Here is a 17,531-nt window from a genome sequence, read left to right on the forward strand (position 1 = left end):
GCGCGAGCGCACCAGCGCGAGCGAACCCGGAACCTAGAAATGGTGTTGAACATGTCGGGATTCCGGGTTCACTCGCAGCAAGCCGCTCGCGCCCCGGAATGACAAACCAAAACCAAGAAACGGAGTTTCCCCTTGCACATCCTCATCCTCGGCGCCGCCGGCATGGTCGGCCGCAAGCTCACTGAAAAGCTCGTGCGCGATGGCCGGCTCGGTAGCCGCGACATCACCAGGCTCACGCTGCAGGACGTTGTTGCGCCGGCGAAACCGTCCACCACCATTCCCGTCGAACTCGTTACCTCGGACTTCGCCGATCCCCATACCGCCGCGCCGCTGGTCGCCGGCAAGCCCGACGTGATCTTCCACCTCGCCGCAATCGTCTCCGGCGAGGCCGAAGCCGAGTTCGACAAGGGTTATCGCATCAACCTCGACGGCACCCGCTTCTTGATCGACGCCATCCGCGCCATCGGCGGCGGCTACAGGCCGCGCCTCGTCTTCACCTCGTCGATCGCCGTATTCGGTGCGCCGTTTCCCGAGAAAATCGGCGACGAGTTCTTCCACACCCCGCTGACCTCCTACGGCACGCAGAAGTCGATCTGCGAAATGCTGATCGCCGACTATAGCCGCAAGGGATTTCTGGATGGCATCGGCATCCGGCTGCCGACCATATGCGTTCGCCCGGGCGCGCCGAACAAGGCGGCGTCGGGCTTCTTCTCAAATATCATTCGCGAGCCGCTCGCGGGGCATGAAGCTGTATTGCCGGTCAGCGAAGACGTGCGCCACTGGCACGCCTCGCCGCGCTCGGCGGTCGGCTTTCTCGTTCATGCCGGCACGATGGATCTCGCCGCGATGGGCGCGCGGCGTAATCTCAGCATGCCCGGCATGTCGGTCACGGTCGGCGAACAGATCGCCGCGCTGGAGCGCGTCGCCGGGAAGGGCGTCGTCGCCCGCATCAAGCGCGTGACCGATCCCGTCATCACCGGCATCGTATCCGGCTGGCCGCGCGATTTCGTCACCGACCGCGCCTTGAGCCTCGGCTTCACGACGGCCGAGAAGACGTTCGATGACATCATCCGGATTCACATCGAGGATGAGCTGGGCGGAAAGTTCGTGGCGTAAGCCCCAAGCACTGTCATTCCGGGGCGCGAGCGCGCCAGCAGCGAGCGAACCCGGAATCCCGAAGTGTTCATCGTCCCATCTCGGGATTCCCCACCACTCCAATTGGAGTGGCTGAGGTTCACGGCCGGCTATCGCCGTCCGCGCCCGGAATGACAGTTTGCCGCCGCAACCCTGCGCCGCGAAAATCGTCCGGTTCCGGCCTCGCAATCCGGCCTGCCATGCGCCTATATTGACTGCAACAAGCACACGGGAGCAAACCATATGACCGCCAGCATCGTGGGATGGGCGCATACGCCGTTCGGCAAGTTCGACGCCGAGACTGTGGAAAGCCTGGTCGTGAAGGTCGCCACCGAGGCGATGGCCGATGCCGGCATCTCCGCCGCCGATGTCGATGAGATCGTACTCGGCCATTTCAACGCCGGCTTCTCGCCGCAGGATTTTACGGCCTCGCTGGTGCTGCAGGCCGATCCCGCGCTGCGCTTCAAGCCGGCCACCCGCGTCGAGAACGCCTGCGCCACCGGCTCCGCTGCCGTGCAGGCCGGCGTGAAATCCATCGCCGCCGGCACCGCCAAAATTGTGCTGGTGGTCGGCGTCGAGCAGATGACTCGCACGCCCGGGCCGGAGATTGGCAAGAACCTGCTGCGCGCCTCTTATCTCCCGGAAGACGGCGAAACCCCCGCGGGCTTTGCCGGCGTGTTCGGCGGCATCGCGCAAAAATACTTCCAGAAGTATGGCGATCAGTCCGATGCTCTGGCGATGATCGCGGCGAAGAACCACGCCAATGGTGTGCACAACCCCTACGCGCAGATGCGCAAGGACTTTGGCTTCGAGTTCTGTCGCTCCGAAAGCGAGAAGAATCCTTTCGTCGCCGGTCCCCTCAAGCGCACCGACTGCTCGCTGGTGTCGGACGGCGCCGCGGCCTTGGTGCTGACCGATTCCGAAACCGCGAAGGCGATGGGCAAGGCCGTGACCATCCGGTCCACCGCGCACGCGCAGGACTTCCTGCCGATGTCGAAGCGCGACATTTTGTTGTTCGAGGGCTGCACCGTAGCCTGGCAGCGCGCGCTGGAGGCCGCCGGCGTTACGCTTGACGATCTCTCCTTTGTCGAGACCCACGACTGCTTCACCGTCGCCGAACTGATCGAATACGAGGCGATGGGCCTGACGGAGCGCGGGCAGGGCGCCCGCGCCATCAAGGAAGGCTGGACCCAGAAGGACGGCAAGCTGCCGGTCAACCCGTCCGGCGGGCTGAAGGCCAAGGGCCATCCGATCGGCGCCACCGGCGTTTCCATGCATGTGCTGAGCGCGATGCAGCTACTCGGCCAGGCGCCGGAAGGCATGCAGATCAAGAACGCAAAACTCGGCGGGATTTTCAACATGGGTGGCGCGGCGGTGGCGAATTACGTCTCGGTGCTGGAGCCCGCGAAGTAGCCCGCCATGAATGTCGCGCAATGGCTGGCGGCATCGGCGCGGCTGCATCCCGACGCACCGGCGCTGCTGACTGGCACGAGGGTCGAGGCCGACTATGCGACCTTTGCGGCTCGCGCTGCCGCGATCGGGGCAGGGCTTGTTCGCGACTACCGCATTCAGCCCGGCGATCGCGTTGCGCTGTTCATGTCGAACTGCACGCCATATCTCGAATGCTTGTATGCGGTGTGGTGGATCGGCGCGGCGGCGATCCCGATCAACGCCAAACTGCACGGCCGCGAAGCTGCGTGGATTTGCGACAATGCCGGCTCGACGTTCGCGTTCGTCGATGACGACAGCAGCAAAGCGCTGGCCGCGGTCATGGAAGACATGCCGGCGGCCATGCAGATGCTGTCAGTCGAGTCAGCCGACTTCCACACCCTGCAGCACAACGACGGCGGCACCGCCTCGCCGCTGCCGCGCGACGACCACGATCTCGCCTGGCTGTTCTACACCTCCGGCACCACTGGACGGCCGAAGGGCGTGATGCTCAGCCACGGCAATCTGGTGGCGATGTCGCTGTGCTATCTCGCCGATGTGGATTCCGTTGCTCAACGCGACGCCATCCTCTACGCCGCGCCGATCTCGCACGGCGCCGGTCTGTACAATTTCATCCACGTCCGCATGGCCGCGCGCCATGTCATCCCGGAATCCGGCGGCTTCGATGCCGACGAGGTGCTCGATCTTGCTAAGGCCCTCGACGATGTTGCGATGTTCGCGGCGCCCACCATGGTGCGCCGCCTCGTCGATGCCGCGAAGAACCGCGGCGAAGCCGGCGAAGGCATCCGCACCATCGTCTACGGCGGCGGGCCGATGTATCTCGCCGATATCCGCGATGCCATCGCTATCATGGGCCAGCGCTTTGTGCAGATTTATGGCCAGGGCGAGTCGCCGATGACCATTACCTCGCTGCCGCGCGCCTGGCATGCCGATGTCGATCATCCGCGCTACCTCGAGCGGTTGGCGTCCGTCGGCGTCGCCCAGAGCGTGATGGCGGTGCGGATTACCGGCGATGCCGGGCAGCCGCTGCCTGCGGGCCAAACCGGCGAGATCGAAGCGAAAGGCCCAGCCGTGATGCTCGGCTACTGGAATAATCCGAAAGCCAATGAAGAGACGCTGCGGAACGGCTGGCTGCGCACCGGCGACGTCGGCCGGCTCGACGCGGACGGCTTTCTGACGCTGTCCGACCGTTCCAAGGATGTCATCATTTCCGGTGGTACCAACATCTATCCGCGCGAGGTCGAGGAAGCGCTGCTGACCCACGCGGATGTCCGCGAGGTCTCGGCGATCGGCGTGCCCGATTCCGACTGGGGCGAGATCGTGGTCGCCTGCGTGGTGCTGGAAGAGGGCGCCACGGCCGACGACGCCGCGCTCGATGCGCATTGCCTCGAGGTCATCGCCCGCTTCAAGCGCCCGAAGCGCTATGTCTATCTCGGCGCGCTGCCCAAGAACAATTACGGCAAGGTGCTGAAGACGGAGCTGCGGGAGATGATGAAGCCCAACACTCCGCCGTCATCCTGAGGCGCCGCCGCGCAGCGGCGGCCTCGAAGGATGCGCCGCAAGTGCCGGGGCCGTTGCCGCGTCCTTCGAGGCTCGCCCTTCGGGCGACCACCTCAGGATGACGGCACCTGGATAGCGGCACGGCACCTCGTCCCGCGCATACGGCCCCGCGCCAGCCGCCCTTGATCTTGCCGATCCCATGCCGTTACTAGGCCCGGAATGACGGCGCTTTCAGCGCTGCGACATCGCACGGGAGCGGACGGCCGGATGGGACCACTTCACGGGATTAGGATCATCGACATGACGTCGGTGATGATGGGGCCATATTGTACCCAGACGCTGGGCGATTACGGTGCCGATGTCATCAAGGTGGAGTCCCCCGAAGGCGACGTGGTTCGCAGCATCGGGCCGATGCGCAACCCCGGCATGGGGCCGATCTTCCTCAACACCAACCGCAGCAAGCGTTGCATCTGCCTCGACCTCAAGAAGGAGGAAGGCCGCACCGCGCTGCTGAAGCTGGCCGAGACCGCCGACGTGCTGGTCTACAATGTCCGCCCGGCCGCGATGGCGCGGCTCAATCTGGGTTACGAAGCCTGCGCGGCGATCAATCCCCGATTGATCTATGCCGGCGTGTTCGGCTTCAGTCAGGCCGGTCCCTATGCCGCCAAGCCAGCCTATGACGACCTGATCCAGGGCGCTACCGCGCTGCCGGCGCTGAACGCGCGGATATCAAGCGACGGCGTGCCGCGCTACGTCCCGAATGCGCTGGTCGACCGCATCGTCGGCCTCACCGCGCTGGGCGCCATTCTCGCCAGCGTCGTGCACCGCGACCGCACCGGGGAGGGCCAGCGCGTCGATATCCCGATGTTCGAGACCATGGCGAGCTTCATGATGGGCGACCACATGGGCGGGCTCACCTTCGACCCGCCGCTCGACAAAGGCGGCTATTCCCGGCATCTGTCACCGGACCGTCGGCCGTACCAGACCTCCGACGGCTACATCTGCGCGATGGTCTACAACGACAAGCAGTGGAAAAGCTTCCTCAAGCATGTCGGCCGCGAGGAGTTGTTCGACGATCCGCGCTTCGCGACCTTCCCGCAGCGCATCCAGCATATCGACGCCGTCAATGCCGAACTGTCGCGCATCTTCACGACGCGCACCACGGCGGAGTGGGCTGACCTGCTCGACGAGGCCGACGTGCCTTCGACGCCGATGCACACGCTGGAAAGCATGATGCAGGATCCGCATATGGTCGCGACGGACTTCTTCCAGAAGGTGGAGCATCCGACCGAGGGCGCGGTGCGCAGCATGAAGGTCTCGGCGACGTGGTCGAAAACCCCCGTCAACCCGACGCGGCTCGCCTCGCATCTCGGTGAGCAGAACGCCGAGGTGCTGGCCGAGGTCGGCTATACCGCGGCGCAGATCGCGAAGCTGCATCAGGACGGCGTGTTGAAGCAAGCCGTCATGCCCGACACCTCGCAGGTATAGCCGCATGGATTTCGCCTACGACGCCAACCAGGAATCCATCCGCGACGCGATCGAAAAGATCTGCGCGCGCTTCGACGATGCCTACTGGCTGAACAAGGACAAGGAGGGCGGCTTTCCGATCGACTTCCACAGAGCGATGGCCGATGCCGGTTGGCTCGGCATCTGCATTCCCGAGGAATATGGCGGCTCCGGCCTCGGCATCTCGGACGCCGCGATCATGATGCGGACGATCTCGGAATCCGGCGCCGGCATGTCCGGCGCCTCCGCGGTCCACATGAACGTGTTCGGGCTCAATCCGGTGGTGGTGTTCGGCACACCCGAGCAATGCGCGCGGATGCTGCCGCCGATCGTGTCGGGCGCCGAGAAAGCCTGCTTCGCCGTCACCGAACCGAACACCGGCCTCAATACCACGCAGCTCAAGACCCGTGCGGTACGCGACGGCGACAAGTACGTGGTCAACGGCCAGAAGGTGTGGATTTCGACCGCGCAGGTCGCTGAGAAAATCCTGTTGCTGGCGCGCACCACGCCGCTAGAAGACGTCAAGAAGCCGACCCACGGCCTCAGCCTGTTTTACACCGACTTCGACCGCAGCAAGATCGCCGTGCACGAGATCGAGAAGATGGGCCGCAAGGCGGTCGATTCCAACGAACTGTTCATTGCGGATTTCGAGATACCGGTGGCGGACCGTATCGGCGAGGAGGGCCGCGGCTTCGACTACATCCTGCACGGCATGAACCCCGAGCGCATCCTGATCGCCGCCGAGGCGGTGGGTCTAGGCCAGGCCGCGCTGAAGCGCGCCGCGGAGTATGCGAAGAACCGCATCGTGTTCAACCGTCCGATCGGCCAGAACCAGGCGATCCAGCATCCCCTCGCCAAGAACTGGATGGAGCTGGAAGCGGCGTGGTTGATGGTGATGTCGGCCGGCTGGCAGTATGACCAGGATCTGCCGTGCGGTCCGGCCGCCAACGCCGCAAAGTATCTCGCCGGCGAGGCCGGCTATCACGCCTGCGAGCAGGCGGTGATGACCCATGGGGGCTTCGGCTACGCCAAAGAATATCATGTCGAGCGCTATCTGCGGGAATCCCTGATCCCCCGCATCGCGCCGATCAGCCCGCAACTGATCCTGTCGTTCATTGCCGAGAAGGTGCTCGGCCTGCCGAAGTCGTATTGAGATGAGCTACATCACCGGTGTCGGCCTCACGCCGTTCGGCAAGCATGAGGGCTCCTCCACCCTCGACCTGATGAGCACGGCCGCCGAAGCCGCCATCGCCGACGCCGGGCTGAAGCGCGGCGATATCGACGGCTTCCTGTGCGGCTATTCCACCACCATGCCGCATATCATGCTGGCCACCGTGTTCGCCGAGCATTTCGGCATCACGCCGTCCTACGCCCACGCCATCCAGGTCGGCGGCGCCACCGGCATGGCGATGGCCATGCTCGCACACACGCTGGTCGATGCCGGCGTGGCGAAACACGTCCTCGTGGTCGGCGGCGAGAACCGGCTCACCGGGCAGAGCCGCGACGCCTCGATCCAGGCGCTGGCCCAGGTCGGCCACCCCACCTACGAAGTGCCGCTCGGCCCGACCATCCCGGCCTATTACGGCCTCGTCGCCAGCCGCTACATGCACGAATATGGTGTCACCGAAGAAGACCTCGCGGAATTTGCGGTCTTGATGCGCGCGCATGCGAAAACCCATCCCGGCGCGCAGTTTTACGAAGCCATCACCGTCGCCGACGTGATGGCGTCCAAGCCGATCGCGAGCCCGCTGAAACTGCTGGATTGCTGCCCGGTGTCCGACGGCGGCGCCGCCTTCGTGGTCAGCCGCGAGCCCACCGGCGAGATCGGCATCCGCGTCCGCGGCGCAGCCCAGGCGCATACCCATCAGCATGTCACGGCCGCGCCGGCGCTGTCCGAACTTGGCGCCGAGATCGCCCTTGCGCGGGCCAAGGCAGTCTCCGGCCTGCAGATCGCCGACGTCCGCTACGCCGCCGTTTACGACAGTTTCACGATCACCCTCGCGATGCTGCTGGAGGATCTCGGCCTCGCCGGTCGTGGCGAGGCCGCCGCCCGTGTCCGCGCCGGTCATTTCGGCCGCGACGGCGCGATGCCGCTCAACACCCATGGCGGGCTGTTGAGCTATGGCCATTGCGGCGTCGGCGGCGCTATGGCGCATCTGGTCGAGACCCATCTGCAGATGACCGGCCGCGCCGGCAACCGCCAGGTCCGCGACGCCTCGGTGGCGCTGCTGCATGGCGATGGCGGCGTGCTGTCGTCGCACGTCAGCATGTTCCTGGAGCGCGTGCGATGAGCCAGCTCAAGCCGGCCGCCGACTGGACCACCGATGTGGAAGCGATCAGCTATCAGTGCTGCGCCCTCTGCCACGAAGTGCAATATTTCCGCCGTGCCTTTTGCGCCGCTTGCGGCGCGACCGATCCCGTCGACACGATCGCCAGCGGGGAGGGCACCGTCTATGCCACGTCCCTCGTGCTGCGGGCGGCGACCCCGGAGGCACGCGCGCACGTGCCCTACAACATCGTTCTCATCGACACCGCCGAAGGCTTTCGCATGATGGCCCACGGCGACCCCTCTCTCGCCATCGGCGACAAGGTGCAGGCGCGCTACACGCGCTTCACCGGCCGCCTCGTTCCCTATTTCGAAAGGACTTCTTCATGAGCCGTCTCCGCGCCGCCCTCGATCCGAAATCCGTGGCCATCATCGGCGCCTCCGAAAATCCCAACAAGGTCGGCGGCCGGCCGGTGCACTACCTGCAGAAGTTCGGCTTCAAGGGCAAGATCTACCCGATCAATCCGACGCGCACCGTGATCCAGGGCGAGAAGTGCTATCCGAGCCTGCAGGATCTGCCGGAAGCGCCCGAGATGGTGATCGTGGCCGTGGCCGGCGACAATGCGATTGCTGCGGTGGAAGCGTGCGCCGCCTTCGGCGTCAAGATCGCGGTTGTCATGGCATCGGGGTTCGGTGAGGTCGATGCTATCGAAGGCAAGGCGAAAGAGCGCCGCATGGTCGAGGTTGCGCACAAGGCCGGTATGCGCATCGTCGGGCCGAACTCGCAGGGCCTCGCCAACTTCGGCACCGGCGCCATTGCCTCGTTTTCCACCATGTTCATGGAGTTCGATCGCGTGGAGGGCCATGTGGCGATGCTGAGCCAGAGCGGTGCGCTGTCCACCGTGCCGGTCGGCTTTCTCAACCCGCGCGGCATCGGCGTGCGTCATAGCCACGCCACCGGCAACGATGCCGACATCACCGTCGGCGAACTGGCTATCGCGGTAGCGGAAGACACCCAGGTCAAGCTGATGCTGCTCTATCTCGAGAGCATCCCGGAAAAGAAATACCTCGAAGAGCTTGCGGCCGTGGCGCTCGATCGCGACCTGCCGATCATCGCGCTGAAGTCGGGCCGTTCCGAAGCCGGCCGTCAGGCGGCGCAGTCGCATACCGGCGCGCTGGCGAATGAAGACCGCGTCGTCGATGCGTTCTTCGAACACCATGGTATCTGGCGCGCGCCGGACATGCGCGGCCTTGTGGAGGCCACCGAACTCTATCTGAAGGGCTGGAAGCCGAAGGGCCGGCGCCTGGTCGCGATCAGCAATTCCGGCGCGGTCTGCGTTATGACGGCGGACGCCGCCACGACCGTGGGCATGCCGATGGCGAAGCTGGCGGATGCCACCGACAAGAAGCTGAAGGGCATTTTGCCGAGCTTCGCCACCACCACCAATCCGATCGATCTCACCGCTGCGCTGCTGTCGAACAGCAACCTGTTCGGCGACATCCTGCCGGTGATCGCGGAAGATCCCGCGGCGGATGCTTTCGTTATCGGCGTGCCGGTCGCCGGCCCCGGCTATGACGTGCCGGCCTTCGCCCGCGACTCTGCGGCTTTCGCGGCGCAGACCGGCAAGCCGCTGGTGGTAGCTGCTACCCAGCCAAGCGTCGCCAGGGAATTCCAGGCGCAGGGCGTCTCGGTATTCCCGACCGAAGTCGAAGCGGTGACCGCACTGAACCAGTTCGTGGCACATCGCGAGTTGATGGCCCGCACGATCGAACGTCGCGCCACGCGCGGAAAATCCGATCCGTTGATCCCGACCGACGGTGCGACAACGATGTTGAACGAGGCCGACAGCCTGGCGCTGCTGGCGGCGCGCGGCATTCCGGTGGTGCCGTATCGCCTCTGCCATTCGCGCGCCGAAGCCATCGCCGCGTTCGAGGCGATCGGCGGCCCGGTGGTGGTGAAGGGCTGCTCGGCTGATATTGCGCACAAGTCTGAATTGGGGTTGGTCAAGCTGAAGATCAATTCACGGGAGGACGCCGGCGACGTCTATGCCGAGATGGAGGACATCATCCGCAAGCACGGCTCGCGCTTTGACGGCGTCATCGTCGCGGCGATGGCCGGTGGCCGGCGCGAGATCATGATCGGCGCGCACCGCGATCCGGTATTCGGCCCGGTGGTCGCGGTCGGCGATGGCGGCAAATATGTCGAGGTGTTCAAGGACACTACGCTGCTGCTGCCGCCGTTTTCGAAAGACGACGCGAAGGAAGCGCTCGGCAAACTGCGTATCGCACCACTGTTCGAGGGCGTGCGTGGCGAGCCGCCAATGGACCTCGATGCGCTCAGCGACGCGGTGGTCAAGATCGGCGAGCTGATGCGCGACGCCTCCGCCAAGGTGATGAGCATCGACCTCAACCCGGTGATGCTCGACAGCCAGGGCAAGGGATGTGTGGTGGTCGATGCCGTGGTGTTCCAGGGCGCGTAGGACGTAGCCCGGATGACAATCCGGGGCCGGCTTATCGATTATGAACGCCGGTCCCCGGATTTCGTCGTCGCGCGGGGCGCGCCGACTTCATCCCGGTTACCGATCGCGTCTTGACGAAAATCCTATCGTGGATTATAAGCCGCTATCTGTCATGGCCGGGGCGTCTGATCAGCGCAGCGGCGATAGACAGGGCCGATGACCAAGGTGGAGCGCCGAGAGGTGCCGCGCCCTACGTCATTGGGCGCGGGCGGCTGGCGTTATCAGCCGCCCGGGCGGACCGCGTCATGGTCTGCCCCAAAGGCGTCTCGCAAACGCCTTAGCGCCTCCCGCCGCTCCCCCGGCCTCGCGCTTGATCGCGAGGCTTCGGGCACACCCCGGGCGCAAGCGCACCGCGGCAACGGCTTCGCTTGCTCTTATTTCTGCAGCACCTTTGCGCAGGACACCGATGCGAAAGGATGACGACGCGCGAACAGCTTGCTGTTGTGGCGGCCCATGGCCTGAGGTAGCGTAACCGGCAAGCGGAATATAATTCCGCAGCATGGAATGGGATGGCGGCGCGTAACGATTGATCATCGATCAGTCGCTGGATGCGTCGCCCCGAGGGAAACGCATCATGGGACGACGCTCCGAACGACTTAGCAAACAGGGCATGCTCGCCAGCGATCTCGCCGGCGATGGCGACGTCATCCAGGTGGTGTCGCGCGCCTTCGATATCCTGCGCTGCTTCGAAGGCCACGATGCGCGCCTCGGCAATCTCGAAATCTCCAACCGCTGCGGCCTGCCGCGCTCCACGGTGTCGCGGCTCACGCATACGCTGACGCGGATGGGCCAGCTCGCTTATCTGCCCGGCGACCAGAAGTATCGCATCGGCCCCAGCGCCGTGGCGATGAGCACCTCGATGATGCGCGGATTGCAGGTCCGCAACCTGATCCGGCTGCGGCTGCAGGAAGTCGCCGAGCAGATTCCCGGCACCATCGGTTTCACGATTCCCGATCGATTCCACATGGTCTATCTGGAATACGCCCGCGCCGAGAATGCGCTCGGGCTGCATTCGACCACCGGCAGCCGCATTGCGATGGGCCGCACAGCGGCCGGTCATGCCTATATTGCGGCGCTGGACGAAGACGTTGGCAACGCGCTGATCACCGAGATGTCGCGCGAGATGCCGGAGGATTCCAAGATCCTGCGCGGCAGGATCGAGCGCAATCGGCAATCGTTGCGTGAGCACGGTCATGTCACTGCGGGCGGCATGTTCAGCCCGCACATCACCGGTATCGCGGCGCCGATCTGGTCGCCGCAATACCAGACCTTCGTGGTCGTCACCATCGGGCTGTTGTCGGCGATGTATGACGAGGCGCGCCTGCATGACGAGGTCGCGCCGATCCTGATGAAGCTGAGCGGCGCCGTTGCCGCCATGGTGCAGAATGCCGACAGCGGACTGACAAGCGCACCGGCGTCCGACGCGCGCGCGACGCCGGTCGCACCGAAGAAAATTCCTGCGGAGCAAGTGAATGAACTGGAAGCCGGAACTCGACGACCTCTCCCGGCGCGAAGCGTTCGCGCAGGAGATGGGCGGCGCTGACAAGGTCAAGCGGCAGCATGACCAGGGCCGGCTCACGGTTCGTGAGCGCATCGACAGACTGATCGACAAAGGCAGCTTCCACGAGGTCGGCGCCGTAGCTGGCGTCGGCGAATACAATGCCGCGGGCGAACTCACGCATCTGACGCCGGCGAACTGCGTGTTCGGCCGCGGCAAGGTCGAGGGCCGTCCGGTCGTGGTGGTCGGTGACGACTTTACGGTGCGCGGCGGTTCCGCCGATGCGTCGATCTCCGCCAAGCCCTTGATGGCCGAGGAGATGGCGCATGACTTCCGTCTGCCTATCATTAGGGTGATCGAGGGCTCCGGCGGCGGTGGCTCGGTGAAGACCATCGAAACCAAGGGCGCGGCCAATCTGCCGGGCGGCGTCGGCGGCACGCGCTGGTACTGGTACACGACGGCGAATTTGGCGCAGGTGCCAGTGGTCGGACTCGGGCTCGGCTCAGTCGCAGGGCTTGGTGCTGCGCGGCTGGCGGCTTCACATTACTCGGTAATGACCAAGAACTCGGCGATGTTCGTCGCGGGCCCACCGGTGGTGGCGCGGATCGGTGCGACGCTGGACAAGAAGGCGCTTGGCGGTGCCGACATCCAGACCCGCGCCGGCGGTGTCGATCATGCGGTCGAGACCGAGGAAGAGGCGTTCGCCTGCGCCAGACGCTTCCTGTCGTATCTGCCGTCATCCGTCTATGGCTTGCCGCCGACGACAGTTTGCCGCGACGATCCCGAACGCGCCGAAGAGTTTCTGCTGAAGGCCGTGCCGCGGGATCGCAAGCAGGTCTACAAGATGCGTCCGATCATCGATGCCGTGGTTGACCGCGGCTCGTTCTTCGAGATGGCGGCGAATTTCGGCCGGCCGATCATCACCGGCTTCGCGCGGCTCGAAGGCCGCGCGGTGCTGGTGCTGGCGAGCGATCCGTTTCACTACGGTGGCTCGTGGACCGCGGACGCCTGCCAGAAGGTGGTGCGCTTCGTCGATCTCGCCGAGACCTTCCATCTGCCGGTGGTCTATCTGATGGACTGCCCGGGATTCATGATCGGCCTCGAAGCCGAGAAGGCGGCGACGATCCGGCACGGTGTGCGTGCGATGGCAGCGGTGAACCAGACCACGGTGCCGTGGTGCACGATCATCATCCGCAACGCCTTCGGCGTCGCCGGCGTGGTGCACCAGCCGGCCAACCGCTTCTCGATGCGTTATGCGTGGCCATCGGCCTATTGGGGCTCGCTGCCGCTGGAAGGCGGCATCGAGGCGGCGTATCGCGCCGACATCGAAGGCGCCGAGGATCCTGTCGCCAAGCAGCAGGAGATCGAGGATCGCCTCAACAAGCTGCGCTCGCCGTTCCGTTCGGCGGAAAAGTTCTGGGTCGAGGAAGTCATCAACCCCACGAAGACGCGCTCGCTGCTGTGCGAATTCGCGCGATTGGCGGAGCCGCTACGGATGGCGGGACCGACACGGCTGGCGATGCGGCCGTAGCAGACGAGCCACGTTCAGGCTCGTTTCCCGGACGCGCTGCGGCATTCTCAGGCGATGCGCTTGCATCGCCGCCATGCCGCTGCGCAGAGCCGGGATCCCGGTTGCTTTACTTCAAGATACCGGGACCCCGGCTCTGCGAAGCAACACTGCGTGTTGCATCGCGTCCGGGGAACGGAGGCTACATCCTCTTCAGCACCACACTCGCATTGACGCCGCCGAAACCAAACCCGTTCGACAGCACGTGCTCGATCTTCATCGCACGCGCATGGCCGCGGATGAAATCGAGGCCGTCGCCGGCGACATCGGGATTGTCGAGATTCAGCGTGGCCGGCGCGATCTGATCGCGCAGCGCGAGGATGGCGAAGATAGCTTCCAGCCCGCCGGCGGCGCCGAGCAGATGCCCGGTGGCGGACTTGGTTGAACTGATCGCCACACTTCCGTTGGTGCCGAAGATCGTCTTGATGGCTTCCAGTTCTCCGTGATCGCCGACCGGCGTCGAGGTCGCGTGAGCGTTGAGATGCTGCACCTCGCTCGCGGAAATTCCGGCCTGCGCCAGCGCGATCTGCATCGCGCGCCTGGCGCCGTCGCCGTCTTCGCGTCCGGCGGTCATGTGGAAGGCATCCGACGTGGTGCCGTAGCCGATCAGTTCCGCAATAGGCTTCGCGCCGCGTGCCAGCGCATGGTCGAGTTCTTCGATGACCACGACGCCGGCGCCTTCGCCCATCACAAAGCCGTCGCGGTCGCGGTCGAACGGCCGCGAGGCGCGCTCGGGATTGTCGACAAAGTTGGAGGACAGCGCGCGTGCGGCGGCAAAGCCGCCGAGGCTGACGCGGTCGATGCAGGCTTCCGCGCCGCCGGCGATCGCGACGTCGGCCTCGCCGGAACGGATCAATCGTGCGGCATCGCCGATCGCCTGCACGCCCGCGGCGCAGGCCGTCACCGGCGCGCCGATCGCGCCTTCGAAACCATGGCGGATCGAGATGTGGCCGGCGGCGAGATTGACGAGGAAGGAGGGCACGGTGAACGGCGAGAGCCGCCGAATGCCTTTGGTATCGGTGGTGCGCACCGCGTCCGCGATCGCCGGAAAGCCGCCGATGCCCGAGGCGATCACCGTGGCGGTGCGCTGGCGGGCATGGGCGTCTTCCGGCTTCCAGCCGGATTGCGCCAGCGCTTCATCGGCGGCCATCAGCGCGAACAGAATGAAGCGGTCCATCTTCTTCTGGTCTTTGCGTGGCGCGGCCTTGTCGGCATCGAAACCGCCTTCGGCGTCATCCGCGATATCGGGCACCTGACCGCCGACCTTGGCAGCGAGATCCGCCGTCATGGCTTCCGGCAGCAGGCGAATGCCGGATTGTCCCGCCAGCAGCCGCGACCAGTTGGTCTCCACGCCGCAGCCGAGCGGCGACACCGCTCCCATTCCAGTCACGACGATACGGCGCATATGCAATCCAGTCTTGATGTTGAGGCGGGCGGTCGCGCCGCGATCAGGCGGCGGCGACGACCTTCTTGTCGCGCGAAATCATCAGCACGATGATTGCGGCAACAATGCACAGCGCACCGGCGGCGAAGAATGCCGGCAGGTAGCTCAGCAGCACGGTGCGCGACAGGCCGGCGCCGAACGCTGCGGTGGCGGCGCCGAGCTGATGGCCGGCGAAGATCCAGCCGAACACCAGACCGGCACGCTCGGGTCCGAACTTTGACGCAGTGAGCCGTACCGTCGGGGGCACGGTGGCGATCCAGTCCAGCCCGTAGAACATCGCGAACAGCGACAAGCCATAAAACGAGAAGTCACTAAACGGCAGCGCCAGCAGCGACAGCCCGCGCAACCCGTAGTACCAGAACAGCAGATACCGGTTGTCGTAGCGGTCCGACAGCCAGCCGGACGCGATGGTGCCGACGAAATCGAATACGCCCATGGCGGCGAGCAGGCCGGCGGCCTGGATTTGCGGAATGCCGAAATCGAGGCACATGGGGATCAGATGCACCTGCACCAGCCCGTTGGTGCTGGCGCCGCAGATGAAGAAGGTGGCGAACAGTATCCAGAACACGCGGGTCTGCGCGGCATCGCGCAACGCACCCAGCGCCGCCGCCATAATCGGGGCGTTGTTCGGCGGGGGAGCCGCGATCGGCGCCGTGCCGGTGTCGCCATAGGGCCGCAGGTCGAGATCGCTGGGCCGGTCGCGCATCACCAACAGCACGCCGAGGGCGGCGACCGCCAGCATCACGCACATCAGTGCCAGCGCCCAGCGCCAGTCTGAGTGCTCGGTGATGCTGGCGAGGATCGGCAGGAATATCAGCTGGCCGGTGGCCGCGCTCGCCGTGAGGATGCCGATTACCAGTCCGCGCCGCGCCGAGAACCAGCGGGTCGCGACGGTGGCGCCGAGTACCAGAGCTGTCATGCCGGTGCCGATGCCGACGGCGACGCCCCACAGCGCCATGAGCTGCCAGACCTGGGTCATCCACAGGGAAAGCAGCAGGCTCGCGACTACGACAACCAGGGCGGTCAGGGTCACGTTGCGCAGCCCGTAGCGATTCATCAGCGCGGCGGCGAACGGCGCCATCAGCCCGAACAGCACGAAGCGGATCGACATCGCCGAGGAAATCTCGGCGGTGCTCCAGCCGAACTCCTTCTGCAGCGGTACGATGAAGACGCCGGGCGCGCCGACCGCGGCAGCGCTCACCAGCGCGGTGACGAACGTTACGGCGATCATCGCCCATCCGTAGTGGATGTTGCGGCGGGCGAGTACGGTCGAGAGCCATCCGGAGATCATCGGTGTTCCTGTGGTGACATAAGTTGCCGTCGCGGCACGGGCCGCTGCGACAGATGTATAGGGATTGCGCGGATTAGTGAATGATGCGTTCCACTGCGATCGCGGTGGCTTCGCCGCCGCCGATACACAGCGCTGCGACGCCGCGTTTGAGGCCGTGGGCCTCCAGTGCATGGAGCAGCGTCACGATCAGCCGCGCGCCGGTGGCGCCGATCGGATGGCCAAGCGCGCAGGCGCCGCCGTTAACGTTGATCTTTTCGCGGGCAATGCCGAGGTCGCGCTGCGCCGCCATCGGCACCACGGCGAAGGCCTCGTTGATCTCGAACAGGTCGACATCGCCGACGCTCCAGCCAACCTTGTCCAGCAACTTGCGGATCGCGGGGATCGGCGCGGTGGTGAACCACTGCGGCTCCTGGCTGTGGGTAGCGTGGCCGCGAATGACGGCGAGGGACGGCAGGCCTTCGCGATCAGCCAGCGAGCGCCGTGCCAGCACCAGCGCCGCGGCGCCATCGGCATTGGCGGAGGAGGCGGCCGGCGTGATGGTGCCGTTGCTGCGAAATGCCGGCTTCAGGTTGGGGATTTTGGCGGGATCCACCTTCAGCGGATGTTCGTCATTGGCGACCTCGCGCGGGCCGGCCTTCTCAGCGATGGTGATGGGCACGATTTCCACCTTGAACGCGCCGCCCTCGACCGCCTTGCGGGCTCGGGTCAGCGTCTCGATCGCCCAAGCGTCCTGATCGGCGCGGGTAAATTGATAGGCCTCGGCGGTGGCTTCGCCAAAGTCGCCCATCGAGCGGCCGACCTCGTAGGCATCTTCCAGGCCGTCCATCAGCATGTGGTCGATGATTCGGTCGTGGCCGACCCGGTAGCCGCCGCGCGCCTTCTGTAGCAGGTAGGGCGCATTGGTCATGCTCTCCATGCCGCCGGACAGCACGATCTCGGCGGAGCCGGCGCTGATGATGTCGTGCGCCAGCATGGTGGCCTTCATGCCGGAGCCGCACACCTTGTTGACCGTGGTGGCGCCGGTAGCGTCCGGTAGCTTCGCGCCGCGGGCGGCCTGCCGCGCCGGCGCCTGACCCTGTCCGGCGGGCAGCACGCAGCCCATGAACACTTCGTCGATCCGCTCCGGCGCCAGCCCGGCGCGTTGCACCGCGGCGGCAATGACATGGCTGCCGAGCTTGTGGCCCGAGAGCGACGACAACTCGCCCTGGAAGCGGCCGAGCGGGGTGCGGGCGGCGGAGACGATGACGACCGGATCTGACGTGGCGGACATAGGGTTCTCCTTCGCGCAGGCGCGGGATCAATTAGGATGACATCCATCATATGATGCGTCGCGGGATAATCAACCGGCTCCGGCAAA

13 protein-coding genes are annotated in these 17,531 nt (G+C 65.6%); 10 read left to right on the forward strand and 3 right to left on the reverse strand.

The features are described 5' to 3' along the window. Positions 1–132: 132 nt before the first annotated feature. The 10 genes from denD (at position 133) to JWR89_RS13600 (ending at position 13,403) form a co-directional block, all read left to right on the forward strand. The gene (gene denD, locus JWR89_RS13555) at positions 133–1,116 is read left to right on the forward strand and encodes a D-erythronate dehydrogenase (protein WP_299716968.1); all 984 of its coding nucleotides are present in this window, start codon (positions 133–135) and stop codon (positions 1,114–1,116) included. A gap of 261 nt (positions 1,117–1,377) precedes the next feature. Next, positions 1,378–2,547, forward strand: coding sequence for an acetyl-CoA acetyltransferase (locus JWR89_RS13560; RefSeq protein WP_299716970.1), 1,170 nt, complete (start codon positions 1,378–1,380; stop codon positions 2,545–2,547). A gap of 6 nt (positions 2,548–2,553) precedes the next feature. Continuing rightward, complete coding sequence (locus JWR89_RS13565; RefSeq protein WP_299716972.1) at positions 2,554–4,104, forward strand: AMP-binding protein; 1,551 nt, start codon at positions 2,554–2,556, stop codon at positions 4,102–4,104. A 246-nt stretch (positions 4,105–4,350) separates the two neighbouring features. Then, positions 4,351–5,571: a CoA transferase gene (locus JWR89_RS13570; protein WP_299716974.1), complete on the forward strand. Its 1,221-nt coding sequence runs from the start codon at positions 4,351–4,353 to the stop codon at positions 5,569–5,571. A gap of 4 nt (positions 5,572–5,575) precedes the next feature. After that, complete coding sequence (locus tag JWR89_RS13575) at positions 5,576–6,742, forward strand: acyl-CoA dehydrogenase family protein (protein WP_299716976.1); 1,167 nt, start codon at positions 5,576–5,578, stop codon at positions 6,740–6,742. Position 6,743: 1 nt separating this feature from the next. Further along, entirely contained in the window at positions 6,744–7,880 is a 1,137-nt protein-coding gene (locus JWR89_RS13580; protein WP_299716978.1) for a thiolase family protein, read from the forward strand. Further along, complete coding sequence (locus JWR89_RS13585; RefSeq protein WP_299716980.1) at positions 7,877–8,245, forward strand: OB-fold domain-containing protein; 369 nt, start codon at positions 7,877–7,879, stop codon at positions 8,243–8,245. Before JWR89_RS13580 ends, JWR89_RS13585 begins: the two co-directional genes overlap by 4 nt. Then, on the forward strand, positions 8,242–10,335 hold the full coding sequence (locus JWR89_RS13590; RefSeq protein ID WP_299716982.1) for an acetate--CoA ligase family protein: 2,094 nt from the start codon (positions 8,242–8,244) through the stop codon (positions 10,333–10,335). Before JWR89_RS13585 ends, JWR89_RS13590 begins: the two co-directional genes overlap by 4 nt. A 613-nt stretch (positions 10,336–10,948) precedes the next feature. Next, on the forward strand, positions 10,949–11,917 hold the full coding sequence (locus JWR89_RS13595; protein ID WP_299716984.1) for an IclR family transcriptional regulator: 969 nt from the start codon (positions 10,949–10,951) through the stop codon (positions 11,915–11,917). Then, a complete protein-coding gene (locus tag JWR89_RS13600; protein ID WP_299716986.1) occupies positions 11,847–13,403 on the forward strand; it encodes a carboxyl transferase domain-containing protein in 1,557 nt (518 codons plus the stop codon). Before JWR89_RS13595 ends, JWR89_RS13600 begins: the two co-directional genes overlap by 71 nt. Before the next feature lie 178 nt (positions 13,404–13,581). Here JWR89_RS13600 and fabF read toward each other — a convergent pair whose 3' ends face one another. The 3 genes from fabF to JWR89_RS13615 form a co-directional block, all read right to left on the reverse strand. Further along, positions 13,582–14,844, reverse strand: a complete 1,263-nt coding sequence (fabF, locus tag JWR89_RS13605) for a beta-ketoacyl-ACP synthase II (protein ID WP_299716988.1) — start codon at positions 14,842–14,844, stop codon at positions 13,582–13,584. 43 nt (positions 14,845–14,887) lie between these two features. Then, positions 14,888–16,174, reverse strand: a complete 1,287-nt coding sequence (locus JWR89_RS13610) for an MFS transporter (RefSeq protein ID WP_299716990.1) — start codon at positions 16,172–16,174, stop codon at positions 14,888–14,890. Positions 16,175–16,247: 73 nt separating this feature from the next. Next, complete coding sequence (locus tag JWR89_RS13615; protein ID WP_299716992.1) at positions 16,248–17,444, reverse strand: acetyl-CoA C-acyltransferase; 1,197 nt, start codon at positions 17,442–17,444, stop codon at positions 16,248–16,250. Between the last annotated feature and the right edge of the window lie 87 nt (positions 17,445–17,531).

The organism is Tardiphaga sp., from assembly GCF_028290785.1.
GTDB lineage: Bacteria > Pseudomonadota > Alphaproteobacteria > Rhizobiales > Xanthobacteraceae > Tardiphaga.